Consider the following 21,920-nt stretch of genomic DNA (forward strand, 5'->3'; position numbering starts at 1 on the left):
CCGCGTCAAGGGGCTCGGCCGGCGTCCGGGACATCCGGGCGGCGAGAGTAGGATCATGCAGTCACTGCAACTTCTTCTCTCGCAAGGTGGGTTCCATGAGCGGTCAGGTCGAGCAGCAGAGCCGAACGGTCGAGACCGTCGACTCGGTTCCCGTCGAGGTGCAGCGCATCATGCGCACGGGCACGATCTGGACCGCGGCGGGCATGCTCGCCCCCGTGCTGGGGCTCGCTCCGCTCGTCTCCGCGGGCTGGCGGCCCGCCGACCTCGCGGGCGGCATCGAGCTGGTGTTCTGGATCGGCACGCTCGTGGCGACCGCGGGCCTCGGCCTGCTGATGTGGGCCGGCTGCCCCGTCATGGCGTACACGGTCGATCAGGCCTACACCCAGAAGAAGCACTCCATCCGCATCGGCATCTGCATGAACCTCGCGGGCATGGCGCTCGTGGGGCTCGTCATCCTGCTCTCCCCCGCCGTCGGCTGACGGTGACGGCGGCGCACGCGATGCGGCGCCCGGTGTCGTTCGGCGCGATCGCGTGAGCGACGCCGAGCGGTTCCCGTTCCGCAAGGTCGCGGTCGCCGCGTACCTGCCGACGGTGCTCTTCGCCATCGGCGAGGGCGCGATCATCCCGTACATCCCGGTGATCGCCGGCGACCTGGGTGCGAGCCTCGCCGTCGCCGGCCTCGTCGCGGCGATGATGACGGTGGGCGAGCTCGCAGGCAGCGTGCCCGGAGGGATGCTCGTCGCGCGGCTCGGCGAGCGCACCGTGATGATCGTCGCGGGCCTCGCGACGATCCTCGCGCTGTCGCTCGCGTGGTTCGCGACCGAGCCGTGGATGCTGGGGCTCGCCATCCTCGTGACGGGCATCGCGACGGCGATCTTCGCGCTCGCGCGGCACGCGTTCATGACGACGTACGTGCCGTACCGGTACCGGGCGCGGGCGCTGTCGGCGCTGGGTGGCACGTTCCGGCTCGGGCTCTTCATCGGCCCGCTCCTCGCCTCCGGCATCATCGCGCTCGGCGCGCCGGTGCAGACGACGATCTGGATCTTCGTCGGCGGCTGCCTCGCCGCCGTCGTCGTGCTGCTCTTCCTCCCCGATCCCCAGTCGACCTTCGAGTCGGGCAGGGGGCACGAGGGGGCGCAGGTCGCCGAGCGCGAGACCGTGGGGCTGGGGTCGACGCTGCGCCGCTACGGCCGCACGCTCGGCACCGTCGGCGTCGGTGCGGCGATGCTCGCGCTCGCGCGGCGCGGCCGCGACGTCATCGTGCCGCTGTGGGCGGTGTCGATCGGCGTGGATGCCGCGTCGACGGGCCTCATCGTGGGGCTGGCGGGCGCCGTCGACTTCCTGCTGTTCTTCGTGTCGGGGCTCGTCATGGATCGCTTCGGCCGCCTGTGGGCGGTGCTGCCGTCGCTCCTGCTCATGGGCGCGGGGTTCGCGACGCTCGCGGCGACGCACGACGGCGGCGCGGCGCTCGTGGGGCTGCTCGTGGGCGCGGGGTTGCTGGCGGTCGCGAACGGCATGTCGTCGGGCATCCTCATGACGCTCGGCGCCGACCTCGCCGATCGCATGAACCCGGCTCCCTTCCTCGGCGCGTGGCGTCTCACGACGAACGCGGGCGCGGCGGTGGCGCCGCTCGGCATCGCGGCGCTCATCCAGGCGGCGTCGATCGTGACGGCGGGCTTCGCCCTCGTCGCGACGTGCGTGATCGGTGCGGTGGTGCTCGTGCGGACGCTGCCGAGATCGAACGGCTGACGACTCGGTGCGAGCACGTTCGCGTGCTGATGTCAAGCGCGCGTGCGTGGAGTCGAGCATCCGTCACGCTGGTGCCATGCGACGCAACCTCCTCGATGCCCTCTGGGTCATGGCGGTGCTGACGAGCGTGGTGCTCGTCGTGGTGACGGCGGGCAGCCTGCTCCTCGCGCTCACCGCCGACACGTCGTCGGCGATCGGGCTGGATGCATGGCGCGGGGTCGTGCTCACCGCACCGGCGCTCATCCTCTCGGCGACCGCGCTCGCGCTCCTCACGGTGCTGCGGCTGCGGAGGAACGCGCGGGAGGACGAGGCGCTCGACGAGATGCTCGGCCTCGAGGAGCCCGCTGGCGCCGTCGTGCACGTCGTCGCGACGCCCACGATGCGCATCGCGCCGTAGGCTTCCGCCCGCCCCGGGGAGCGTCTCGCGCGCGGCTGCTTCGTGCGCGCGGCGCCGATGGGAGCTGCGCGGCAACGCTGCTCGATGCGCAGAACGTGAGACACGCCTCATGTTCTTCGGTGGATGTCACAAGAATCCAGAGATGACATCACGACGACCGTACGGTCGAAGACATGAGACGCTTTGAGACATTCCCGCCGACACCGCCCTTGCGAGCGGGATGGCGGGCGGCCATCGGCTCGGTCGCCGCCGCGACGTTCGCCGCGAACCTGATGCTCGCTGCGCCGGGGTCCGCGCTGGCCCACGCATCCGCGGATCGCTCATCCCCTGCGGCGCCATCGTCGCCGATCGACGCGGACGCTCTGGAGGTCGCCCGTGATCGTCTCGCAGCGATCGACGCCACGCACATCCCGCGCTTCTCGTCCACGACGGACGACGGCGTCGAGGTCACGAGCTACGAGATCGAGGGAGTCGGTGTGCTCGTGCTGCCGGACGGACCGTTGGAGCCGTACGTCGTAGCGACCGGAGCGGTGCAGCGGCATGCCGCCGTCGGAGTCGGAACGCGGGGTCCGTACCTCGACCTCAACGAGGCGGACGTCGATGCGCTGCTCGCCGGAGGGAGCTCTGCACTCGCGGCTGCCCTCTGCGTAGGCTCGGGTGGCACCTTCTGCGGGGTCGCGGGCACCATCGTCGCCATCGCCTTCTCGTATGCGAACCACACTGCCTGCGACGACATGCGCATCTGGCTCACGATGCGCAATGCCGCGGGCGGTCTCGGCGTCCCCGTCTGCGTCACGGGGATCGCGCGATGATCGGTCACGTGGTCGGCGCGGGCGCGATCGCCGTGATCGGGATCGTGGCGACCCTCGGCATCCTCGGGTCGGACCTCGACCCGTCGAGCAAGGCGTTCCCCCTCATCGTCACGGTCGCCGCGTGCGTCGTCGCGTGCGTCGTCGTCCTCCGACGGGCGCACTCGACGAGGGACCGACGCGAGCGATGACGCCTCCGCGGGGTCACCCGACGAACACCGCGCGCGCCGTCACGGTCACGTCGAGCGGGACGCCGTCGGGCAGGAGCAGCGACACGATCGGCGGGCGCCACACGGCGGCGACGGTGACCTCGGCGGTCTGCGCATCGACCGATCGCGCGCGGAGGAGGGCGACCTCGTCGAGCTCCGTCGGCGCAACCCGCAGCCATTCGTCGGCCGCCTGCTCGACCGCGACATCGGCCAGCTGCGGCGCTGGCTGCTCGCCGTCGAACGCGATCTGCTCAAGGGCGAACGCCTCCGCCGCGTGCAGCGCAGCACCATCGGCGAGCGTGAACAGGCGCCGCCGCTCGACGAGCAGCGCGGTGGCCCCGACCACCACGACGATCAGCGCGAGCGCGAGGGCGCCGTAGGCGATCGTCAGGAGCAGCGTCGAGCCGTCGTCGTCGCGTGCGAGCGCTCGCAGGCGGGTACGGAACGTGCCGTGCGTCACGGCCGCATCCCCGAGACGGGCTGCGCAGCCGCCGCTGCGATCGGCACCGAGAGCCCCACGTCGAGATCGAGCACCGGCGGGACGAGTGGCAGCGGCACCGACACCTCGACGGCGACGCGCACGGTGCCGCCGCGCTCGGTGCAGTCGGCGGGCGTCGGCTCGCACGCGACGTCGATCGACGTGGGCGCGAGCCGCTGCTCGGCGAGCGCGACGGCGATGGCCGCGTCGGCGGCCTCGAGGGCCGCGGCGTGGTCGCTCGCGGTCGCGATGACTCGCGCTGCCTGCCGCGCTGCGCCCTCGGTCGCGAGCGTCGCCGCCTGCAGCTGCCCCATCGCGAGCACGAGATACACGAGCGGCACCGTCAGCAGGAGGCCGACCGTGAGGAACTCGATCGACGCCGACCCCTCGTCGCCCGCGACGTCACCCCAGCGTCTCGAGCGCGGCACTGCCCCGCACCTCCAGCGTCGTCGGGCCGATGAGTCCGAGGACCGGCAAGGGCGCCCGCACCGTGATCTGCAGCGACGGATGCCCCGCGACGGTCGCGGGGGTCGCCGTCACGTCCTCGGCGTGCTCGGCCCCGATCGCGGTCTCGATGAGCACGCGTGCACGCTCGACGCCCGCCTCGGACGACGATCCGGCGAGCGCGCCGTATCGCGCGCCCTCGGCCGCCGCATCCTGCAGCACCGTGCGCACGTGCAGGCCGAGCGCGAGCTGCATCACCGACAGCACGACGAGCGTGAGCAGGCTCGCGACCATCGCGAACTCGGCGACCGCCGACCCGCGATCGTCGCGCAGCGCCACCGCGTCGAGCATCACAGCCCCGTCACGCGCTCCATGGCCTGCTGGAACACCTCGCTGAGCGCCGGACCCGCCACGCCCCAGATGATGATGACCAACCCGGCCGTCATGAGCGTGACGAGCACCCACCCGGGGACATCGCCACGCTCCTCGTCGACCAGTCGACTCCACATGCGGCCCATCGCCGCCTCCTTCCCTCGAACCATCAGAACCCCAGCTGCAGCACGTGCACGCCTGGCCACAGCGCGAACGCGACCGTCGTCGGCAGCAGGCCGAAGACGAGCGGCACGAGCATCGCGATCTCCTTCTTGCCCGCCGCCTCGAGCAGGTCGCGCCGAGCACCGTCGCGCGCATCCTGCGCCTGCGCCTGCAGCGTCTGCGCCAGCGGCGTGCCGCGCTCGAGCGCGCCGCGCATCTGATCGACGCAGCGGGCCACGCCCGGATGCTCGAGCTCGGTGCCGAGCCGCTCGAGCGCCTCGGCGAGCGGGGCGCCGGATGCCGCGTCAGCGACGACGGCGGCGAGCTCGACCGCGAGCTCTCCTGTGCCGATCCTCGCGACGCGGCGGAGTGCATCCGCGAGCCCCTCGCCCGCCGAGAGGCTGAGCGCGAGGAACTCGAGCACCGTCGGCAGCTCGCTCGAGATGCGGGCCATGCGCCGCCGCACCGCGCGCTGCACCAGCCAGTCCGCGGCGAGCGCTGCGCTCGCTCCCGACACGACGACGAGGGCGATGGGCACGACGGGCGCGGCGCCGCGCACGAGGGCCACGGCGCCCACGAGCGCGCCGAGCACGGCACCGGCGACGCCCCACACGAGCTGCCGCGCGCGGAAGCGCTCGATCGACAGCGGACTGCGCGCACGGCGCAGACGGCGAGCGACCGACGTGGGCGAGCCGAGCAGCGCGTGCACGAGCGGCACGAGCCGGTCGCCCACCGGCGCGGCGACCACGCCCATGACGCGTGTGGGATCCACGCGACGTCGTGCGACCATGTCGCGCGCGCCGGGCGACACGTCGAGCACGTACGGCGCGACGCGATGGAGCAGGCGCGGGCGCCGGAAGATGGGGACGAGGCTCACGAGCATCCATGCGCCGAGCCCGAGCGTGGCACCGAGCACGAGCGAGAGCCCGACCTCGCCGGTCACGCGAACCACCGCCCGTCCTCCGGCAGCCGGCCGAGGCTCACCATGACGCGGTAGGCGACGATCGAGATCACGAGACCGCCCCCGATGACGAGCATGCCGCCCGGGGTGTTGTACGCCGCGGCGGCCTCGGGCCGCGAGGAGAGGAGCAGCAGCACGAGCCACGGCGCGACGACGCCGAGGCGCGCTGCGCTCACGACCCACGACTGCCTCGCCTCGAGCTCGCTGCGCATCGCGACGTCGCTGCGGAGGTACGCCGCGAGGTCGCGCAGGACGTGGCCGACCTCCGAGCCGCCGACGTCGCGCGCCATGCGCAGCGTCTCGAGGATGCGGTCGGCGACGGGATCGGCCAGGCGGTCCTTCAGCCGGTCGAGTGCGTAGGCGAAGGAGCCCGTGGCGCGGTGGTCGGCCTCGAAGGCACCGAAGTGCTCGCGCGTCTGCGCCGGACCCGACGCCGCGAGCGCGGCGACCGCATCGGGCAGCGCGAGCCCGCTGCGCACGCCCGACACGAGATGGTCGACGACGTCGGGCCACACGAGCGAGCGTGCGCGGCGTCGTCGCCTCGCTCGCCACGCGACCGCGAGGAATGGCGCCGCCAGCCCCGCGAGGCCGCAGGACGCCGCCACCAGGACCACCGGGCTCATCGCGAGCGCGACGCCAGCGGCGACGACGGCCGTGAGCACGCCGGTGACGACGAGGGCGGCGAGCGGGATCTCGTGCAGCCCGGCCTGCGTGAGGCGGTCGCGGATGCGCGACGCGCGGGGCGCGGCGTCGGGGTCGGCGGCGACGCGGGGCCAGAGCCACGGCGAGGCGCACAGCACGAGCCCGAGCCCGAGGAGCACGCCGAGCAGCCAGGTCACGCGTCGTCCCGCGCGAGCAGTGCGGCGACGTCGACGCCGGCCGCTGCGAGCTTCGCCGTGCGAGACGGCTGGCTGCCGGTGGAGCGCAGGAGCCCGTCGACGGTGTGGAACAGCTGCGACGCCTCGATGACGTGGCCGTGCGTCGTGCCGGTCGGCGCGAGGATCTCGGTGACGCGACGGTTGCCGCGCGCGTCCATCGCGCAGTGGACGACGAGGTCGACGCACGCCGCGACCGTCGGCACGACGAAGCCGGCGTCGATGTTGCGCCCTGCGAGCAGCGGCAACGTGGTGAGCTTCTGCAGCGCATCCCTCGCCGTGTTCGCGTGGATGGTGCCGGCGCCCGCCACCCCCGAGTTGAGCGCGATGAGCAGGTCGAGCGCCTCGGGCCCGCGCACCTCGCCCATGACGAGGCGATCGGGTCGCATGCGCAGCGACTCCTTCACGAGCTGCCGCAGGGTGACCTCGCCCGTGCCCTCGAGCGACGGCTGCCTGCACTGCAGCGCGACGACGTCGGCGACCTGCGGGTCGAGCTCGAAGGTCTCCTCGACCGTCACGACGCGATCGCGCGGCCGCCCTGCGCCGATGAGCGCTCCGAGCATCGTCGTCTTGCCCGCGTGCGTCGCGCCCGACACGAGGATGTTGAGCCCCGCCACGACGGAGCGCTGCAGGAAGGTGGCGGCCTGGTGGCTGAGGGTGCCGAGCTCGACGAGCGCCTCGAGCGACGCGAGCCCGCGGGAGAACTTGCGGATGTTGATGCTCATCGCGCCGCGCGCGACGTCGCCGGATGCGACGTGCAGGCGCGAGCCGTCGGGCAGCGACGCATCGACGAAGGGCATCGACAGGTCGACGCGTCGCCCGGTCGTCGAGAGCATCCGCTCCACGAGGTCACGGGTCTCCTGCGGCGTGAGGCGCACGTCGAGCTCCTCGCTCGCTCCCCCGCGCGCGACGAAGACGCGGCTGCCCTGATTGACCCAGAGCTCCTCGATCGCCGGGTCGTCGAGGTAGGGCTGCAGCACGCCGTAGCCCGTGATGGCGGCGAGCACCGATCGCGTCGCCGACTGCTCGTCGTCGAGCAGCGGATGCGCGCCGCCGAGCGCACGCTCGGCGTACTGCCGGACCGCGTCGCGCACGTACCGCTCGGCGAGGTCGCCCGCCGCGCGGAGGTCGATGCCGTCGCGTCGCACGCGCTCGCGGACGAGCTCGGTGATCGCGACGACGGCTCGGCTCATGGGACGGAAGCACAGCACACGGCATCCGCTGCCGACGCGCGTTGTCCACAGGGCGCGGAAGTGAGCGGCGCTCGCATAGCACGGAGGCCGTGTGCCCCGCACGGGGGCATGGGCGACATGCGGGGGCGGCTAGCGTCATCTCCATGAGCACCGAGCACGACCTCGACGCGGGGACGCGCGTCATCGCGATCCTCGACATCGGCGGCCTCGACCGCCCGTTCGTGCCGCGCGGGACGCCCGGCGTCGTCGAGGCGGCGTCGTCGGAGTCGACGCACGTCGTGCAGTTCGAGGGCGTGGGACCGGTCGACGTCGACGACGACGTCGAGGTCGAGCCCGTGCCGAGCGCGCCCGCCGCCGTCTGACGCCGAGCGCGCGACCGGCTAGGTCGTGCGCCACCCGTGCGAGTCGATGGCGGCACCCGCCTGCGGCCCCATCTGCAGCATCCCGCCGTCGACGACGACCGACGTGCCCGTGACGTAGCCGCCGAGCGGCGACGCGAGGAACGCGATGACCGCGGCGACCTCGCGCGCGTCGCCGGGCCGCCCGAGCGGGATGCCGGGGCGGTCGACCGTGTCGGGATCGACGTCCTCGTTGCCCGTCATGGCCGTCGCGATCTCGCCGGGCGCGACGCTCACGGCGGTGATGCCGTGGTGGCCGAGCTCGAGCGCGACGTTCTTCACGAGTCCGCCGAGCCCGTGCTTCGCGGCGTCGTAGGCGCTCGCGCCCACCATCGGCTGGTGCTCGTGCACGCTCGTCACCGCGACGATGCGGCCGCCACGACCGGCGTCGACCATGTGACGCGCGGCGCGCTGGATGCACGCGAAGGCGCCCGTGAGGTCGACCTCGACCACCTGCCGCCACTCGTCGAGGCCGACCTCGAGGAACGGCGTCTGCAGGCCCGTGCCCGCGTTGTTCACGAAGACGTCGATGCCACCGAGCTCGTCGACGAGCCGGTCGACGACGTCGGCGGCCGCCGCGGCGTCCGAGGCGTCGAGCCGCGCGACGACGGCGCGCACGCCGTGCCCGCGCACCTCCTCGGCCGTGGCCTCGGCGCCCTCCTCGTCGCTGTGCCACGTGATGCCGACGTCCATGCCCGCCTCGGCGAGCGCGACGGCCGTCGCACGGCCGATGCCGGAGTCGGAGGCGGTCACGATGGCGCGGCGGCTCGCTGCCTGCGCGATCGGGTCGTGGGTCGTCTCGCTCATGTCGGCGACGCTACGAGGCGCGCGCCGAGCACCCCAGGGGGTTGCGCCTCAGTCCGCGAGGAAGCGACGCGCGATCCGCGCGCGGTCGTCCTCGGCCTCCGCGGGCGGCACGGCGCCGAAGCCCTCGGCCACGTGCCCTGCGCGGCGGGCGGCGGCCGCGGCGCGCAGCATCCGCGGCGCCTCCGTCGCATCGCCGAGCGCTGGGAACAGCCGGTCGGTCACGGCCTCCCACACGTCGAGGCCACCGAGCTCCATGACGCGGATGGGGCCGACGGCCGCCCAGCGCGGGCCGAGGCCGTGGCGCACGACGTCGTCGACCTGCTGCCGCGTCGCGACGCCCGACTCGACGAGGTGCATCGCCTCGCGCACGAGCGCCGCCTGCAGTCGATTGCCGACGAATCCGTCGACCTCGTGCGCGAGCGCGACGGGATGTCTCCCGGCGGCGGCGAGCATCGCGACGACGGCGTCGACGGATGCGGCTGGCGTCTCGGGGTGCGGCACGACCTCCACGAGGGGCACGACGTCGGCGGGATTGAACCAGTGCGTCACGAGCAGGCGACCGGGCTCGGCGAGGGGCTGCGCGAGCCGGGAGGGCGTGAACGTGGACGAGTTCGACGCGAGGATGCCGGTCGTGAGCGGCTCGACCTCCGCGAGGAGCGCGTGCTTGACGTCGAGGCGCTCGGGCGCGGCCTCGAGGACGAGGTCCGCATCGCGCACGGCGTCGGTGAGCGCATCGACCGCGAGCGCCGGCGTGCGTTCGACGGCCGCGGCGGCACGCCCCGGCTCGGGGTCGTAGGCGCGCACCTCGTGGCCGGCCGCGGCGAGCGTCCTCGCGATCGCGCCACCCATGAGCCCCGCACCCAGCACCGCGATCCGCCACGTCGTCGTCATGCTGCGACGCTACCCACCCGCCTGCACGACGAAGGGCGGCGGCACATCGGCCACCGCCCTCCCCGCGCCCGTGCGCGGCGTCGTCAGATGTCGACGCCGGGCGCCTCGTCCTGCACGAACTGCAGCAGCGCCGCGTCGAACTCGTCCGCGTGGCTCGCGTTGAAGCCGTGCGGCGCGTCCTCGATGACGACGAGCTGCGAGTGCGCGATCGCCTCGTGCGTGCGCTTGCCCGAGCCCTCGAACGGCACGGTGCCGTCGCCGTCGCCGTGGATCACGAGCGTCGGCACCGTGACGGCGGCGAGGTCGGCGCGGAAGTCGGTCGTGGCCCATGCGTCCATCGCGGCGACGGCGGCCGTCTGCGACGACTGCTGGCACATGGCGATGGCGGCCTGCCGCTCCTCCTCCGACACCTTCAGGTCGTCGCCGACCGAGAAGAAGCCGGTGGTGAAGTCGTCGAAGAACGCATCCCGGTCCTCCACGAGCCCGCCGCGCAGCTGCCCGTAGAGCTCGTCGTCGAGCGGTCCGTCGGGATTGTCGTCCGTCTTGTGCATGTACGGCGTCACCGCAGCGGCGAAGACGACCGAGCGGATGCGCGCCTCGCCGTGGCGGGAGACGTAGCGAGCGACCTCGCCACCGCCCATCGAGAAGCCGACGAGCGTGACGTCGACGAGGTCGAGGCTCGTGAGCACCGACTGGAGGTCGTCGGCGAACGTGTCGTAGTCGTAGCCGTCCTCCGGCTTGTCGCTCTCGCCGAAGCCGCGGCGGTCGTAGTCGACGACGCGGTAGCCGGCAGCGGTGAGCGCGCGGCGCTGCGGCTTCCAGGACTCGCCGGAGAGCGGCCAGCCGTGGATGAGCACGATCGGGCGGCCCTCGCCGCCGGAGTCGGTGATGTGGAGACGGACGTCGGTCATGGTGATGCTCCTCTGGTCGGGGAACGGTCGGATGAGCGGTTCGGAGCGGGCGCTCGCGAGGTTGGCGAGCACCCGGGGGCTTGACGCGGCGCGGAGCGCCCCGCTACCGGGCTCGCCTCAGCGGTACTCGGGGTTCTGGAAGCCCCAGCGGCTCCCCTGCTCCCACTCCTCGGGGAGGTTGCCCTCGGCGGGGAAGCCGCCCGCATCCCGCAGCATCGCCGCGAGGTGCATGAGGTTCCACGCCATGAACGTGATGTTCTTCTTCGTGAAGTCGTTGTCGAAGCCCGCGCGCGTGCCGTCGTCGAGCTCGTCGCCGTACGACGGGCCGGGGCCCGCCTCGCCGACCCAGCCGGCCTCGGCGTTCGGCGGGATGGCGACGCCCAGGTGCTGCATCGCGTAGACGAGCTTGCTCGACACGAGCTTCTGGCCGTCCTCGTTGCCGCCGACGAGGGCGCCGCCGACCTTGCCGTAGAACACGGCCTGGCCGCGCTCGTTCGTCTCGCCCGAGTGCGCGTACAGCCGCTCGACGGCGAGGCGCGTCTGGCTCGACATGTCGCCGAGCCAGATCGGCGATGCGATGACGAGGATGTCGGCCTCCTGCACCTTCGCCCAGATCTGCGGCCAGTCGTCGCGGTCTGCGCCGTGCTCGGTCATGTCGGGCTGCACGCCCGGCGCGACGTGATGGTCGACGAGGCGCACGACCTCCACCTGCACGCCCTGCTGGCGCAGGATGCCCGCGCTCGCCTCGATGAGCGTGTCGGTGTGGCTCGCGCCCGGCGAGGGGGTGAGGGTGCCGTTGACGTACAGGGCCTTCAGGCCAGCGAATCGAGATGCCATGCCTCCACGCTGCCGTGGACGCCGGATGCTCGCGCGGCCTTGACGAGCCGCGCCGTCAGTCGCGATGCGCGCCGATCACGGCGCCCTGCCACGTGTCGGGGACGAGCTGCAGCGCCTTCGCGATGCTCGCGTAGCGCCAGTCGGAGTGCACGACCGGCTGGTTGCGTCGCAGGCCGCGCACGCCCCTGCGCGCGACCGCCTCCGCGCTCGTCCACATCCACGCAGGGCCCTCCTCCTCGATGCCCATGCGCTCGTGGAACTCGGTGTGCACGAATCCGGGGCACAGCGCCGTCGCGCGGATGCCGTCGCCCGCGTAGCGCGATCGGATCGAGCGCGACAGGTTCACGGCGTGCGCCTTCGACGCCGAGTACGAGCCGTACGGGATGAACGCCGCGAAGCTCGCGACCGTGAGGATCCAGCCCCGACCCCGCTCGCGCATGCCGGGCAGCGCGGCGTGCGCGAGCCGCAGCGGCACGAACGACAGCAGCTCGTGCAGCCGCCGCTCGTCCTCGATCGACGAGGCGTGGAAGGGTGCGGCGAGCCCGAACCCCGCGTTCGACACGAGGATGTCGATCGGTCGCTCGTGCGACGCCACGCGGTCGGCGACGGCCTCGAGCCCCTCGTGCGTGAGCAGGTCCGCCGCAAGCACCTCCGTGCCTGTGTCGAGGGTCGCCGCGATGTCGCGCAGCCTCGCCTCGTCGCGCGCGACGAGCACGACGTCGACGCCCACGCGGGCGAGCTCTCGAGCGATCGCGAGGCCGATGCCCGACGACGCTCCCGTGACCAAGGCGGTGTGGCGCATCCCACCATCGAACCAGGCCCCGCCCGTCGGCGCCGACACAGGCGAGCCATGGGATGCGTCGATACGATGAGCCGTCACCGCGGGAGTGGTGAAACTGGCAGACACGCAGGATTTAGGTTCCTGTGCCCTGACGGGCGTGGGGGTTCGAGTCCCCTCTCCCGCACGGTCTGCCGATCGCTTCGCCGACGCATCCGCGCCGGCCATCGCCGAAGGAGTCGGTGTGCATCACCTGCCAGCCAACGCGCTCTTCGACGTCGAGGGGCTCATCACCGGAGCCGGTGCATGGGCGCTCGTGCTCGTGTGCGCGATCGTGCTCGTCGAGACCGGCCTGCTCGTGGGCTTCCTGCTGCCCGGCGACACCCTGCTCATCATCACGGGCGTGCTGTCGTACTCGGGCGTCATCCACCAGCCCGTGTGGGTGTGCATGCTCGCGATCTGGCTCTGCGCCGTCGCAGGCGACCAGCTCGGCTACCTCATCGGCTACAAGGCTGGGCCGCCGCTCTTCCAACGCAGGTCGTCTGGCCTGTTCTCGCACAAGACCATCCAGCGCACGAACGGCTTCTTCGTGAAGTACGGCCCGTGGGCCGTCATCGTCGCGCGCTTCATCGGCATCGTGCGCACGTTCATGCCCGTCGCCGCCGGCGTGGGGCGCATGCCGTACCGCCGCTTCCTGCGCTACGACATCGTGGGCGGCCTCCTGTGGGGAGCCGGCCTCACGTTCCTCGGCTGGGCCGTCGCGCACATCCCCGGCGTCGCCGACCTCGTCACGCAGTACATCGACCTCGTGCTGCTCGGCGTCGTCGCCATCGCCCTGTGCTTCATCGTGTACCACGCGATCCAGTCGCGCCGGGAGGTGCAGCGCGAGCGGCGCGCGGGCACCGACTCGGGCCACGTGCAGACCCTCGACCTCTCGGACCACGTCGACGTCGACCCCGTCGTGCGCCGGCCTCGGCGCGACGAGCGCACCGACCGGGCCTGAGCCGCGAGCGGCCCGGAGGCCCCGCACCAGATGGTCATGCACGCGTAACACGGGCGACACAGCCTGCGGCCACAGTGACTGCATGGTGCGCATCGCCGACGTCGACCCGTTCCTCGGGACGGCCCCGACGAGCCTCCCCGCGCCCTCCGGCATCGCCGCCACCTGGTGGTGGCCGAAGCCGCAGATCGGCAACACCCACCCCGGCGCCACCGCCCCGCTCGGCATGGTGTCGGCGTGCGCGTACTCCGGCGCCTACCCGACGGGCTACGGCCGCTGGGATCTCGCGACCGAGGGCATCCCGCGCGCGATCCGCGACGACCAGGTCGCGAGCGGCTTCACGCACTTCCAGCAGTCGGGCACGGGCGCGATCCGCAAGTACTACAACTACTTCCGCGTCACGCCGCTCACCGAGCCGCTCGACGGGCTCGGCAGGCGCTTCGGCCTCGTCGACGAGCAGGCCTCCCCCGGGCGCTACGCGGCCCGCCTCGACAACGGGGTGCTCGCCGAGCTCACCGCGGGGCCGAAGTCGGTCGTGCACCGCTACACGTTCCCGCAGCACAGGGATGCGCGAGTCGTGATCGACTGCTCCGTCGGCGGCCTCGAGATCCCGTTCGGCGAGACCGTGCCGCTGCGGGCGAGGCTCGAGCTCGTGGCGCCGGGCGTCGCACAGGGCGAGATCGTCGTCGAGGGCGCACCGCTCGCGGTGCACGTCGAGGTGCGCAGCCCGCGCTGGCGGCAGCTGCTCTGGTACGACCGGCGGCTCATGCACGGCGGCTCTCGGCTCGACTTCGACTCCATCCGCCCCACGACGCTGCGACCGTTCGGCGTGATGTGGGCCGGGCCCACCGAGCAGGGCGACCAGGTGGAGGTCGCCATCGGCTTCTCGCTGCGCGGACCCGAGCAGGCGCGCGCCAACCTCCATGCCGACTGCGGGGCCGATCCGGAGGGGCGCTTCGACGGGCGGCTCGCGGCGACCGAGGCGCTCTGGGCCGACGCGCTGGGGCGCATCGAGATCGACGCACCCTCGCCGCAGCGCAGGCAGGCGTTCGGCACCGCGCTCTACCACTCGCTCGTGAAGCCCGCGTTCGCCGAGGACGAGTCGCCGTTCTGGCCGCGCGACGGCGACTTCGCGTTCGACCTGTGCACGATGTGGGACGTCTATCGCACGCAGCTGCCGCTGCTCACGGCCCTCGCGCCCGATCGCGCCGTCGCCCTCGCGAACTCGCTCATCGTCACCGCCGAGGAGGAGGGCAACTTCCCCATCGGCTACCGCATGGCGCGCGGCGCCGACCGCTTCGCCAGGCAGGGCTCGGCGTTGGCGCACACCTTCCTCGCCGACCTCGCGCAGCTCGGCGTCGACGGCATCGACTGGGAGCTCGCGATCGTGCACATGCTCGCCGACCTGCGCCGCGGCTTCGGCGAGGATCTGCTGCGGGGCGCGGTCGCGCATCCGATCACGCACCACCTCGACCTCGCCTTCGGCTACCACTGCACGGCACGCGTCGCCCGCCTCCACGGCGATCGCAGGCTCGCGAGCGAGCTCGACGAGGTCGCGGCCCGCTGGGTCGACGCCTACGACGGCGAGACGGGGCTCGTGCGCGACTCCACGTACTACGAGGGCGGCAGATGGAACTACTCGTTCCGCCTCATGCACGACATGGCGGGCCGCATCGCCATCGCTGGCGGCGACGATGCGTTCGTCGCCCTGCTCGACCGCTTCTTCGGCTTCGGGGCGGATGCCGTGCGCCAGCCGGGCGTCGCACCCAGCGCCGACGAGCTGCTCGCCGGCTACGCGCTCGGCCGCTTCGAGGGCCTCAACAACGAGCCGGACATGGATGCGCCGTGGGCGTACCACTACGCGGGCCGCCCCGATCGCACGGCCGAGGTCGTGCACGCGGCGCTCGAGCACCAGTTCGGGACGGGCCCGGGCGGGCTGCCTGGCAACGACGACTCCGGCGGGATCTCGAGCTGGTACGTGTGGGCGACGCTCGGGCTGCTGCCCGTCGCAGGCCAGGACGTCACGCTGCTGTCGACGCCGTCGGTGCGCGAGGCGGTCGTCGCCATGCCGGGCGGCCCTCTGCGCATCGAGACCGCCGGCTTCGTCGAGCCCACGCGCGACTCCCCCGTGCAGCACGTGCAGTCCGCGCATCTGAACGGCGTCGAGCTGCCGGGCGCGTGGCTCTCGACCCGATCCGCGCACCGCGGCGGCACCCTGCGCCTCGTGCTCGGCCCCGAGCCGAGCGGCTGGGGCACCGCGCATCGCCCACCGTCGCGATCCGACACCGCCTGACCCCCGTCCCGCATCCCTGGCCGTCCGACCCGCAGGAGGATCCATGTCGCACCAGACCCACCGCCGTCTCGTCATCGTCGTGCGCGCCGATCCCGTGATCTGCGGCCACTCCGTCGAGGCCCGCAACCTCGCCGAGGCGGCGCTGCAGCGCGGCTTCGACGACGTGCGCATCGTCACGTGGCCCATCGACCTGCTGGAGGCGGCAGGGCTGCCGCTCAAGCCGCTCGACACCATCTCGCCGTACTCGCCGGGCATCGTCGTCGAGCGGCCCGCACCGATCGGCGACTCCAAGATCGTCGACGGTCGCCACACGTCCGGCATGGTCGGCAGGCTCGTCGAGCTCTTCACCGACGGCGTGCCGACGGTGTGCATGTCGCTCTACCTCTCGCCCCACACGCTCGCGGTCGCGGAGGCCGTGCGCATCGCCGAGGCGACGGGCCTGCCCGTGCGGCTCGCGACCATCGCGGAGGCGGTCGGCAGCGACGTGACGAACGTCGTGCGGGCCGCCGTCGCCGACGACCGGTTCGGCGCCGCCGCGCAGGTGCTCGCGTCGTACCTGTCGCAGGACGTGCCCGTCGCGGTCTCCGAGTACACGCGCGACGTCATCGTCGAGGAGGCCGCCGCCGTCGACGCCAGGCACGGCACGGACTTCGCCGACCGGTGCCGACGCCGTGTGTCGATCTCCTACCCCGCGATCGACACCGCATCCTGGCTCGCGCTCGACCCGGCCGAGACCGCACGCGTGCTCGCCCGCCACGGCCTCACCGCAGGGCGCTACGTGCTCTCGCTCTCGCGCCTCATGCCCGCGAAGGGCATCGACGATCTCATCGCCGGGTTCTCGTCGGCCGCCTCGACCCGCGAGCTCGACCTCGCGATCGTGGGGCGCGGGCCGTCGGAGGCCGACCTGCGCGCGGCCGCGGCCGCCTCGCCCGCCGCCGAGCGCATCCGCTTCCTCACCGACGTGTCGGATGCCGAGAAGCCGCACATCATGTCGGCCTCGGCGGCGTACGTGCTCGCGACGAAGCCCACGACGCAGTTCGTCGAGACGTTCGGCATCACGCTCGTCGAGTCGATGCTCGCGGGCGGCGGCCCGGTGATCACGACCGACTGCGGCGGCACGCTCGAGGCCGTGGGCGACACGGCGATCATCGTCGAGGCCGGCTCGTCGGCAGCGATCGCGACCGCGCTCGACGCGGCGCTGTCGATGACGGATGCGGAGCTCGCGGCGCACACCGTGCGGGCGCGCGCGTACGCCATGCGGTTCGACCGCCTCGCGGTGTTCGACCACCTCTTCGAGCGGGTGCTGCAGCCGGCGTAGGGCTGCCGTCGCCGCCGCGAGGCTCGCGTCGACCCACCCGACGCCAGCCGGCCCGTCCGACGCGGACGAGGCTCAGTCGTCGACGTGCGGCCGCGCGCACGGCTCCGGCTCGGGCCTCTCCCGGTTCGCCGAGATCGCGATCCAGAGGATCGACGCGATCGCGCCACCCATGATCATCGAGACGGGGTCCATGGGCCTCGACGCTACGGATCACCGGTGGCCGGTGCATCCGCCGAGCGACGGAGCCCTCGCATCCGTCGCCGCCACCGCGGCACCCGACGCCCGCGGCCGTGCACGAGCTCCGACGCCGTCGCCGTCAGCCCTCGTGGTCGTGCGCCGGCTCCTGGCACGGCGCCGACAGCCAGATCGACGCGGCGACCTCGTCGCCGACGGTGTGCTCGGCGCCATCGACCTCGACCGTCAGCCCGCCGGTGAATCGCCCGCGGCCGACGTAGCGCATGCGCTCGTCGAGCTCGACGCCCTGGTCGGCGAGGAAGCGCAGCAGCTCGGGGTCCGCGTCGGAGATGCGCACGACGGTGCCGACGTAGCCGTCGTGGGCCTCGGCGAGCAGCGTCGCTCGCGGCTGTCGCGTGGTGCCGTCGGCGGCGGGGATGGGGTCGCCGTGCGGGTCGCGCTCGGGGTCGCCGAGGGCGTGCGCGATCGACTCGACGAGCCGATCGCTCATGCCGTGCTCGAGCACCTCCGCCTCGTCGTGCACCTCGTCCCAGGCGTATCCGTGCTGCTGCACGAGCCACGTCTCGATGAGCCGGTGCCTGCGCACCTGCCGCAGCGCGAGCGCCCTGCCCTCGTCGGTCAGGGCGATCGTGCCGTACGGCCGGTGGTCGACGAGCCCCTGTGCGGCGAGCTTCTTCACCATCTCGGTCACGGTCGACGCCGCGAGGCCGAGGCTCGTCGCGAGGCGCGACGGCGTCACGGGCTCCGGCTGCCACTCCGTGTAGGCGTAGATCGCCTTCACGTAGTCCTCGACGGCGGTCGTCTGCATGTCGAGAGGCTATGCCTGAGATGCGGGTGCTGCGACGAGGGCGGCCGCGAGCGCGCGGAACGCGCGGCGGCGGTGGCTCAGCGCATCCTTCTCCTCGGCCGACAGCTGGGCGGCCGACACGGGTGCGTCGTCGGGCTGGAAGATCGGGTCGTAGCCGAAGCCGCCCTCGCCCGCGGCAGCCTCGAGCACGCTGCCCCGCCACACCCCCATCTCGACGAGCTCGCGCTCGCCGTCGACGTAGGCGGCGGCGCACACGAACGCCGCACCCCGGTCGGTCGCTCCCTGCAGGTTGGTCAGCAGCAGCTCGAGGTTGTCGCGGTCGTCGCGCGTGCCCGCGTAGCGCGCCGAGAAGATGCCAGGTGCGCCGTCGAGCGCGTCGACGGCGATGCCCGAGTCGTCGGCGATCGAGGCGATGCCCGTCTCCTCGAACGCCTCGCGCGCCTTGATGAGCGCGTTCTCGGCGAAGGTCACGCCGTCCTCGACCGCCTCGGGCCCCTCGTACGCCTCGAGCACGGCGTCGGGGAGGTCGTCGGCGAGGATGCGCTGCAGCTCGGCGACCTTGTGGGCGTTGTGCGTCGCGACGACGATCCTCATGCGAGCACCTCCCGCTGCATCGCGGCGAGGTCGGCGCATCCGGCCACCCCGAGATCGAGCAGCGCACCGAGCTCGGTGCGGTCGAACGGCGCACCCTCGGCGGTGCCCTGCACCTCCACGAACAGGCCGCGGCCCGTCACGACGACGTTCATGTCGGTCTCGGCTCGCGAGTCCTCGACGTACGCCAGGTCGAGCATGGGCTCGCCGCCGACGATGCCGACCGAGATCGCCGACACGGAGTCGACGAGCGGGGTCGCGGACGCGGGGATGCGCTTCTGCGCCTTCGCCCACTCGATCGCCTCGGCGAGCGCGACGTACGCGCCGGTGATGGATGCGCAGCGCGTGCCGCCGTCGGCCTGCAGCACGTCGCAGTCGACGACGATCGACAGCTCGCCGAGCGCCTTCATGTCGACGACGGCGCGCAGCGAGCGGCCGATGAGGCGGGAGATCTCATGGGTGCGGCCGCCGATGCGGCCCTTGACCGACTCGCGGTCCATGCGCTCGTTGGTGGAGCGCGGCAGCATCGAGTACTCGGCGGTGACCCAGCCCTTGCCCTTGCCCGCCATCCAGCGCGGCACGCTCGGCTGCACCGAGGCGGTGCACAGCACCTTCGTGCCGCCGACGGAGATGAGCGCGGAGCCCTCCGCCTGCGCGGACCAGCCGCGCTCGATCGTCACGGGGCGCAGCGCATCCGCCGCCCTGCCGTCCTTGCGTGCCATGTCAGATCCTCCCCGGGAGCTCGATGACCCCCGTCTGCGTGAACTCGACGTGCGTGACCTCCGGCCCGAGGAAGCGGCGCGCGAGTCGCAGGAACGGCTCCTGCGCCTGCGTCGTCGCCTCGAAGGCGTAGGTCGCCTGCGTCGTCGGCGGGGCGAGCAGCCCCGCGTCCGACAGCTGGCGGTACACGTCGGATGCGGTCTCCTCGGCGCTCGAGATCAGGCGCACGTCGGGGCCCATGACGTAGCCGATGGCGCCCGCCAGGAGCGGGTAGTGGGTGCAGCCGAGCACGAGCGTGTCGATGCCCGCCGCCCGCAGCGGCTCGAGGTGCTCGCGGGCTGCGGCGAGCACGTCGTCGCCGGTCGTGACGCCGGCCTCGACGAAGTCGACGAACGGCGGGCACGCCGCAGCGTCGACGTGCGCGATGCCGGCCTGCGCGAACGCGCGCTGGTACGCGTGCGAGCCGATGGTGCCGACGGTGCCGATCACGCCGATCGAGCCGGCGCGCGTCGCGCGGATCGCCGCGCGCACCGCAGGCTGGATGACCTCGACCACCGGGATGCCCATGCCGAGCTCGTACCGCTCGTGGGCCACGTCGTACATGGCGGCGGATGCGGTGTTGCAGGCGATGACGAGCATCTTCACGTCGCGCTCGACGAGGGTGTCGAGCGCCGCGAGCGCGAGGCGACGCACCTCGTCCTGCGACCGCGGGCCGTAGGGCCCGTTCGCGGTGTCGCCGATGTACGTGATCGACTCGTTCGGCAGCTGGTCGATGAGCGCACGGGCGACGGTGAGCCCGCCGAGCCCGCTGTCGAAGACTCCGATCGGGCGCTGCTGCACGTCGACCAGCCTAGCCACGGGCCGCGGGCGCCTCGGCCCGCAGCATCCGGCGCATCGGCACGTGGTTCCAGGTGGGTCCCGTCGGGAACTCCCGGCCCCACAGCGCGAAGCCGCGCCGCTCGTAGAAGCGGCGTGCGCGCTCGTTGCCGCTGATGAGCCACAGCATGGTGGGGACGTCGTCGAGCACGAGCGCGAGCAGCCGGTCGGCGAGGCCGGAGCCGTGCTGCGAGGGCGCGACGTAGAGGGCGTCGAGCGCGCGCTCCGCGGGCACCGGGCCGAAGCCGAGCCCCTCCTCCCAGGCCATGGGGGTCGCGGTCGTCGAGGCGCCGCCGACGATGGCGCCGTCGAGCCAGGCGACGGCGTAGCGCCCCACGCCCGTCGCCAGCTCGTCGCGGATCTCGGCAGCCTCCGCGTCGAGACCGGCGAGCAGCCCGTCGAGGAAGCCGTCGTGCACGATGCCCTCGTACGTCCTGGCGCGTTCGATGGCGACGAATCGGGCCCAGGCGGCGGCATCGGAGGGGTCGAGCGGCTCGACGGAGGGTGCGGCGTCCATCACCGATCCAGCCTAGGCATGCATAGGCTTGCCCGGTGACCACGGCACTGCAGACCGACCGGTACGAGCTGACGATGATCGACGCGACCCTCGCGACGGGGCGCGGGCTGCGGCCGAGCGTCTTCGAGGTGTTCGCCAGGCGCCTCCCCGGCGCGCGCCGCTACGGCGTCGTCGCGGGCACGGGCCGGCTCCTCGACGCGATCGAGGCGTTCCGCTTCGACCACGCCGAGCTCGCGTTCCTGCGCCGCGAGCGCGTCGTGTCGGATGCGACGCTCGACTGGCTCGCCGACTACCGCTTCTCGGGCGACATCCGCGGCTACGGCGAGGGTGAGGCGTACTTCCCGTCGAGCCCGCTGCTCGTCGTCGAGGGCACGTTCGCCGAGTGCGTCGTGCTCGAGACGCTCGCGCTGTCGGTGCTCAACTACGACTCGGCGGTCGCCAACGCCGCGACGCGCATGGTGCAGGCCGCGAAGGGCCGTCCGCTCTCCGAGATGGGCTCGCGCCGCGCCAACGAGGATGCCGCGATCGCCGCCGCGCGCGCCGCGTACATCGCGGGCTTCCGCGCCACCTCGAACCTCGCCGCAGGCGAGCGATGGGGCATCCCGACGATGGGCACCGCGGCGCACTCGTTCACGCTGCTGCACGACTCCGAGGCGGAGGCGTTCGCCGCGCAGGTCGAGGCCCTCGGCACGGGCACGACGCTGCTCGTCGACACCTACGACATCGAGCAGGGCGTCGCGACGGCCATCGAGGTCGCGGGCACGAGCCTCGGCGGCGTGCGCATCGACTCGGGCGACCTCGTCGAGGTCGCGCAGCAGGTGCGCACCCAGCTCGACGGGCTCGGGGCGAGGGACACCCGCATCACCGTGACGAGCGACCTCGACGAGTACGCGATCGCCGGCCTCGCCGCGAGCCCCGTGGATGCGTACGGCGTCGGCACGAGCGTCGTCACCGGCTCGGGCTCGCCCGCGGCGGGCATGGTCTACAAGCTCGTCGCGCACCAGGACGACGACGGCACGTGGATCGACGTCGCGAAGCGCTCGGACGGCAAGGCGTCGCACGGCGGCGAGAAGACCGCGGTGCGCACGCTCGTCGGCGGCGTCGCCACCGAGGAGACCGTGCTCATGGGCGACTCCCCCGACACCTCGGTCGGGCGTGCGCTGCAGGTGCCGCTCGTCGTGGCCGGCGAGGTGGTCGCCGGGCACACGGGGCCCGAGGGCGTCGCGACCGCACGCGAGCGGTGCGCAGCCGCGATCGCCGAGCTGCCGGGCGACGCGACGCGCCTCGCCCGTGGCGAGCCCGTCATCCCGACCGTCTTCCGCTGACGCGGC

The 21,920-nt window shown here is 73.1% G+C and carries 27 protein-coding genes and 1 tRNA gene; 11 read left to right on the plus strand and 17 right to left on the minus strand.

The annotated features are described in order from the left end of the window. The first annotated feature begins 95 nt into the window (after positions 1 to 95). The 5 genes from ACFQPP_RS08030 to ACFQPP_RS08050 all read left to right on the plus strand — a co-directional run bounded on the left by ACFQPP_RS08030 (position 96) and on the right by ACFQPP_RS08050 (position 3,146). Positions 96 to 479 (plus strand): hypothetical protein, encoded by a 384-nt coding sequence (locus ACFQPP_RS08030; RefSeq protein WP_376916043.1) that lies wholly within the window; start codon positions 96 to 98, stop codon positions 477 to 479. A 52-nt stretch (positions 480 to 531) separates the two neighbouring features. After that, positions 532 to 1,749 carry an MFS transporter gene (locus ACFQPP_RS08035; protein WP_376916044.1) on the plus strand — a complete coding sequence of 406 codons (1,218 nt, stop codon included), beginning with the start codon at positions 532 to 534 and terminating at the stop codon, positions 1,747 to 1,749. 76 nt (positions 1,750 to 1,825) lie between these two features. Next, positions 1,826 to 2,146 carry a hypothetical protein gene (locus tag ACFQPP_RS08040; RefSeq protein ID WP_376916045.1) on the plus strand — a complete coding sequence of 107 codons (321 nt, stop codon included), beginning with the start codon at positions 1,826 to 1,828 and terminating at the stop codon, positions 2,144 to 2,146. A 173-nt stretch (positions 2,147 to 2,319) separates the two neighbouring features. After that, the gene (locus ACFQPP_RS08045) at positions 2,320 to 2,958 is read left to right on the plus strand and encodes a hypothetical protein (RefSeq protein ID WP_376916046.1); all 639 of its coding nucleotides are present in this window, start codon (positions 2,320 to 2,322) and stop codon (positions 2,956 to 2,958) included. Next, on the plus strand, positions 2,955 to 3,146 hold the full coding sequence (locus ACFQPP_RS08050; protein WP_376916047.1) for a hypothetical protein: 192 nt from the start codon (positions 2,955 to 2,957) through the stop codon (positions 3,144 to 3,146). The genes ACFQPP_RS08045 and ACFQPP_RS08050 overlap by 4 nt, the downstream gene beginning before the upstream one ends. 13 nt (positions 3,147 to 3,159) lie before the next feature. Here ACFQPP_RS08050 and ACFQPP_RS08055 read toward each other — a convergent pair whose 3' ends face one another. Genes ACFQPP_RS08055 through ACFQPP_RS08085 form a run of 7 tightly spaced genes read right to left on the minus strand, consistent with a single transcriptional unit; the run spans position 3,160 to position 7,649 of the window. Further along, a complete protein-coding gene (locus ACFQPP_RS08055) occupies positions 3,160 to 3,624 on the minus strand; it encodes a hypothetical protein (protein WP_376916048.1) in 465 nt (154 codons plus the stop codon). After that, positions 3,621 to 4,070, minus strand: coding sequence for a hypothetical protein (locus tag ACFQPP_RS08060; RefSeq protein ID WP_376916049.1), 450 nt, complete (start codon positions 4,068 to 4,070; stop codon positions 3,621 to 3,623). The genes ACFQPP_RS08055 and ACFQPP_RS08060 overlap by 4 nt, the downstream gene beginning before the upstream one ends. Continuing rightward, on the minus strand, positions 4,045 to 4,437 hold the full coding sequence (locus tag ACFQPP_RS08065; RefSeq protein WP_376916050.1) for a TadE/TadG family type IV pilus assembly protein: 393 nt from the start codon (positions 4,435 to 4,437) through the stop codon (positions 4,045 to 4,047). Before ACFQPP_RS08065 ends, ACFQPP_RS08060 begins: the two co-directional genes overlap by 26 nt. After that, positions 4,437 to 4,604 carry a hypothetical protein gene (locus ACFQPP_RS08070; protein WP_376916051.1) on the minus strand — a complete coding sequence of 56 codons (168 nt, stop codon included), beginning with the start codon at positions 4,602 to 4,604 and terminating at the stop codon, positions 4,437 to 4,439. Before ACFQPP_RS08070 ends, ACFQPP_RS08065 begins: the two co-directional genes overlap by 1 nt. A gap of 23 nt (positions 4,605 to 4,627) precedes the next feature. Continuing rightward, a complete protein-coding gene (locus ACFQPP_RS08075) occupies positions 4,628 to 5,572 on the minus strand; it encodes a type II secretion system F family protein (protein ID WP_376916052.1) in 945 nt (314 codons plus the stop codon). After that, on the minus strand, positions 5,560 to 6,420 hold the full coding sequence (locus ACFQPP_RS08080) for a type II secretion system F family protein (protein WP_376916053.1): 861 nt from the start codon (positions 6,418 to 6,420) through the stop codon (positions 5,560 to 5,562). Before ACFQPP_RS08080 ends, ACFQPP_RS08075 begins: the two co-directional genes overlap by 13 nt. Next, positions 6,417 to 7,649 (minus strand): CpaF family protein, encoded by a 1,233-nt coding sequence (locus tag ACFQPP_RS08085; protein WP_376916054.1) that lies wholly within the window; start codon positions 7,647 to 7,649, stop codon positions 6,417 to 6,419. Before ACFQPP_RS08085 ends, ACFQPP_RS08080 begins: the two co-directional genes overlap by 4 nt. A gap of 143 nt (positions 7,650 to 7,792) precedes the next feature. Here ACFQPP_RS08085 and ACFQPP_RS08090 point away from each other — a divergent pair, with 143 nt between their 5' ends. Further along, positions 7,793 to 8,011 (plus strand): hypothetical protein, encoded by a 219-nt coding sequence (locus ACFQPP_RS08090; protein ID WP_376916055.1) that lies wholly within the window; start codon positions 7,793 to 7,795, stop codon positions 8,009 to 8,011. Positions 8,012 to 8,029: 18 nt separating this feature from the next. Here ACFQPP_RS08090 and ACFQPP_RS08095 read toward each other — a convergent pair whose 3' ends face one another. The 5 genes from ACFQPP_RS08095 to ACFQPP_RS08115 all read right to left on the minus strand — a co-directional run bounded on the left by ACFQPP_RS08095 (position 8,030) and on the right by ACFQPP_RS08115 (position 12,295). After that, positions 8,030 to 8,854 carry an SDR family oxidoreductase gene (locus ACFQPP_RS08095; protein WP_376916056.1) on the minus strand — a complete coding sequence of 275 codons (825 nt, stop codon included), beginning with the start codon at positions 8,852 to 8,854 and terminating at the stop codon, positions 8,030 to 8,032. Between the two features lie 48 nt (positions 8,855 to 8,902). After that, positions 8,903 to 9,745, minus strand: a complete 843-nt coding sequence (locus tag ACFQPP_RS08100; protein ID WP_376916057.1) for a 3-hydroxyacyl-CoA dehydrogenase family protein — start codon at positions 9,743 to 9,745, stop codon at positions 8,903 to 8,905. 83 nt (positions 9,746 to 9,828) lie between these two features. Continuing rightward, the gene (locus ACFQPP_RS08105; protein WP_376916058.1) at positions 9,829 to 10,656 is read right to left on the minus strand and encodes an alpha/beta fold hydrolase; all 828 of its coding nucleotides are present in this window, start codon (positions 10,654 to 10,656) and stop codon (positions 9,829 to 9,831) included. Positions 10,657 to 10,773: 117 nt separating this feature from the next. Then, complete coding sequence (locus tag ACFQPP_RS08110; protein WP_376916060.1) at positions 10,774 to 11,493, minus strand: flavodoxin family protein; 720 nt, start codon at positions 11,491 to 11,493, stop codon at positions 10,774 to 10,776. A 55-nt stretch (positions 11,494 to 11,548) separates the two neighbouring features. Further along, positions 11,549 to 12,295: an SDR family NAD(P)-dependent oxidoreductase gene (locus tag ACFQPP_RS08115; protein ID WP_376916061.1), complete on the minus strand. Its 747-nt coding sequence runs from the start codon at positions 12,293 to 12,295 to the stop codon at positions 11,549 to 11,551. Between the two features lie 79 nt (positions 12,296 to 12,374). Between ACFQPP_RS08115 and ACFQPP_RS08120 the strand changes: the two genes are divergently transcribed. The 4 genes from ACFQPP_RS08120 to ACFQPP_RS08135 all read left to right on the plus strand — a co-directional run bounded on the left by ACFQPP_RS08120 (position 12,375) and on the right by ACFQPP_RS08135 (position 16,882). Next, positions 12,375 to 12,458 (plus strand) — tRNA-Leu (locus ACFQPP_RS08120). A 57-nt stretch (positions 12,459 to 12,515) separates the two neighbouring features. Then, entirely contained in the window at positions 12,516 to 13,274 is a 759-nt protein-coding gene (locus tag ACFQPP_RS08125; RefSeq protein ID WP_376916062.1) for a DedA family protein, read from the plus strand. A gap of 82 nt (positions 13,275 to 13,356) precedes the next feature. Further along, on the plus strand, positions 13,357 to 15,564 hold the full coding sequence (locus tag ACFQPP_RS08130; RefSeq protein WP_376916063.1) for a glycoside hydrolase domain-containing protein: 2,208 nt from the start codon (positions 13,357 to 13,359) through the stop codon (positions 15,562 to 15,564). 43 nt (positions 15,565 to 15,607) lie between these two features. Next, positions 15,608 to 16,882 carry a glycosyltransferase gene (locus tag ACFQPP_RS08135; protein WP_376916064.1) on the plus strand — a complete coding sequence of 425 codons (1,275 nt, stop codon included), beginning with the start codon at positions 15,608 to 15,610 and terminating at the stop codon, positions 16,880 to 16,882. Between the two features lie 316 nt (positions 16,883 to 17,198). Here ACFQPP_RS08135 and ACFQPP_RS08140 read toward each other — a convergent pair whose 3' ends face one another. The 5 genes from ACFQPP_RS08140 to ACFQPP_RS08160 are packed head-to-tail and all read right to left on the minus strand — an operon-like array spanning position 17,199 to position 20,589. Then, a complete protein-coding gene (locus ACFQPP_RS08140) occupies positions 17,199 to 17,885 on the minus strand; it encodes a metal-dependent transcriptional regulator (RefSeq protein ID WP_376916065.1) in 687 nt (228 codons plus the stop codon). Between the two features lie 9 nt (positions 17,886 to 17,894). Next, positions 17,895 to 18,479, minus strand: a complete 585-nt coding sequence (gene rdgB / locus ACFQPP_RS08145; protein ID WP_376916066.1) for an RdgB/HAM1 family non-canonical purine NTP pyrophosphatase — start codon at positions 18,477 to 18,479, stop codon at positions 17,895 to 17,897. Next, on the minus strand, positions 18,476 to 19,198 hold the full coding sequence (gene rph, locus ACFQPP_RS08150; RefSeq protein ID WP_376916067.1) for a ribonuclease PH: 723 nt from the start codon (positions 19,196 to 19,198) through the stop codon (positions 18,476 to 18,478). Before rph ends, rdgB begins: the two co-directional genes overlap by 4 nt. Before the next feature lies 1 nt (position 19,199). Continuing rightward, complete coding sequence (gene murI, locus ACFQPP_RS08155; protein WP_376916068.1) at positions 19,200 to 20,036, minus strand: glutamate racemase; 837 nt, start codon at positions 20,034 to 20,036, stop codon at positions 19,200 to 19,202. Between the two features lie 10 nt (positions 20,037 to 20,046). Further along, positions 20,047 to 20,589, minus strand: a complete 543-nt coding sequence (locus ACFQPP_RS08160) for a GNAT family N-acetyltransferase (RefSeq protein WP_376916778.1) — start codon at positions 20,587 to 20,589, stop codon at positions 20,047 to 20,049. Between the two features lie 35 nt (positions 20,590 to 20,624). Between ACFQPP_RS08160 and ACFQPP_RS08165 the strand changes: the two genes are divergently transcribed. Next, positions 20,625 to 21,914 carry a nicotinate phosphoribosyltransferase gene (locus ACFQPP_RS08165; RefSeq protein WP_376916069.1) on the plus strand — a complete coding sequence of 430 codons (1,290 nt, stop codon included), beginning with the start codon at positions 20,625 to 20,627 and terminating at the stop codon, positions 21,912 to 21,914. Positions 21,915 to 21,920: the final 6 nt, after the last annotated feature.

Origin of the sequence: Agrococcus sp. GCM10030265 (genome assembly GCF_042666675.1) — a bacterium.
GTDB lineage: Bacteria > Actinomycetota > Actinomycetes > Actinomycetales > Microbacteriaceae > Agrococcus.

Excerpts from the sequence above, each read along its gene's own strand:
- rph (WP_376916067.1), bottom strand. The coding sequence starts at position 19,198 with ATGGCACGCAAGGACGGCAGGGCGGCGGATGCGCTGCGCCCCGTGACG.
- ACFQPP_RS08130 (WP_376916063.1), top strand. The coding sequence starts at position 13,357 with ATGGTGCGCATCGCCGACGTCGACCCGTTCCTCGGGACGGCCCCGACG.
- ACFQPP_RS08040 (WP_376916045.1), top strand. The coding sequence starts at position 1,826 with ATGCGACGCAACCTCCTCGATGCCCTCTGGGTCATGGCGGTGCTGACG.
- ACFQPP_RS08030 (WP_376916043.1), top strand. The coding sequence starts at position 96 with ATGAGCGGTCAGGTCGAGCAGCAGAGCCGAACGGTCGAGACCGTCGAC.
- ACFQPP_RS08110 (WP_376916060.1), bottom strand. The coding sequence starts at position 11,493 with ATGGCATCTCGATTCGCTGGCCTGAAGGCCCTGTACGTCAACGGCACC.
- ACFQPP_RS08160 (WP_376916778.1), bottom strand. The coding sequence starts at position 20,589 with ATGGACGCCGCACCCTCCGTCGAGCCGCTCGACCCCTCCGATGCCGCC.
- ACFQPP_RS08140 (WP_376916065.1), bottom strand. The coding sequence starts at position 17,885 with ATGCAGACGACCGCCGTCGAGGACTACGTGAAGGCGATCTACGCCTAC.
- ACFQPP_RS08105 (WP_376916058.1), bottom strand. The coding sequence starts at position 10,656 with ATGACCGACGTCCGTCTCCACATCACCGACTCCGGCGGCGAGGGCCGC.
- rdgB (WP_376916066.1), bottom strand. The coding sequence starts at position 18,479 with ATGAGGATCGTCGTCGCGACGCACAACGCCCACAAGGTCGCCGAGCTG.
- ACFQPP_RS08115 (WP_376916061.1), bottom strand. The coding sequence starts at position 12,295 with ATGCGCCACACCGCCTTGGTCACGGGAGCGTCGTCGGGCATCGGCCTC.
- ACFQPP_RS08100 (WP_376916057.1), bottom strand. The coding sequence starts at position 9,745 with ATGACGACGACGTGGCGGATCGCGGTGCTGGGTGCGGGGCTCATGGGT.
- ACFQPP_RS08070 (WP_376916051.1), bottom strand. The coding sequence starts at position 4,604 with ATGGGCCGCATGTGGAGTCGACTGGTCGACGAGGAGCGTGGCGATGTC.
- ACFQPP_RS08090 (WP_376916055.1), top strand. The coding sequence starts at position 7,793 with ATGAGCACCGAGCACGACCTCGACGCGGGGACGCGCGTCATCGCGATC.
- ACFQPP_RS08045 (WP_376916046.1), top strand. The coding sequence starts at position 2,320 with ATGAGACGCTTTGAGACATTCCCGCCGACACCGCCCTTGCGAGCGGGA.
- ACFQPP_RS08050 (WP_376916047.1), top strand. The coding sequence starts at position 2,955 with ATGATCGGTCACGTGGTCGGCGCGGGCGCGATCGCCGTGATCGGGATC.
- ACFQPP_RS08135 (WP_376916064.1), top strand. The coding sequence starts at position 15,608 with ATGTCGCACCAGACCCACCGCCGTCTCGTCATCGTCGTGCGCGCCGAT.
- ACFQPP_RS08085 (WP_376916054.1), bottom strand. The coding sequence starts at position 7,649 with ATGAGCCGAGCCGTCGTCGCGATCACCGAGCTCGTCCGCGAGCGCGTG.
- ACFQPP_RS08095 (WP_376916056.1), bottom strand. The coding sequence starts at position 8,854 with ATGAGCGAGACGACCCACGACCCGATCGCGCAGGCAGCGAGCCGCCGC.
- ACFQPP_RS08065 (WP_376916050.1), bottom strand. The coding sequence starts at position 4,437 with ATGCTCGACGCGGTGGCGCTGCGCGACGATCGCGGGTCGGCGGTCGCC.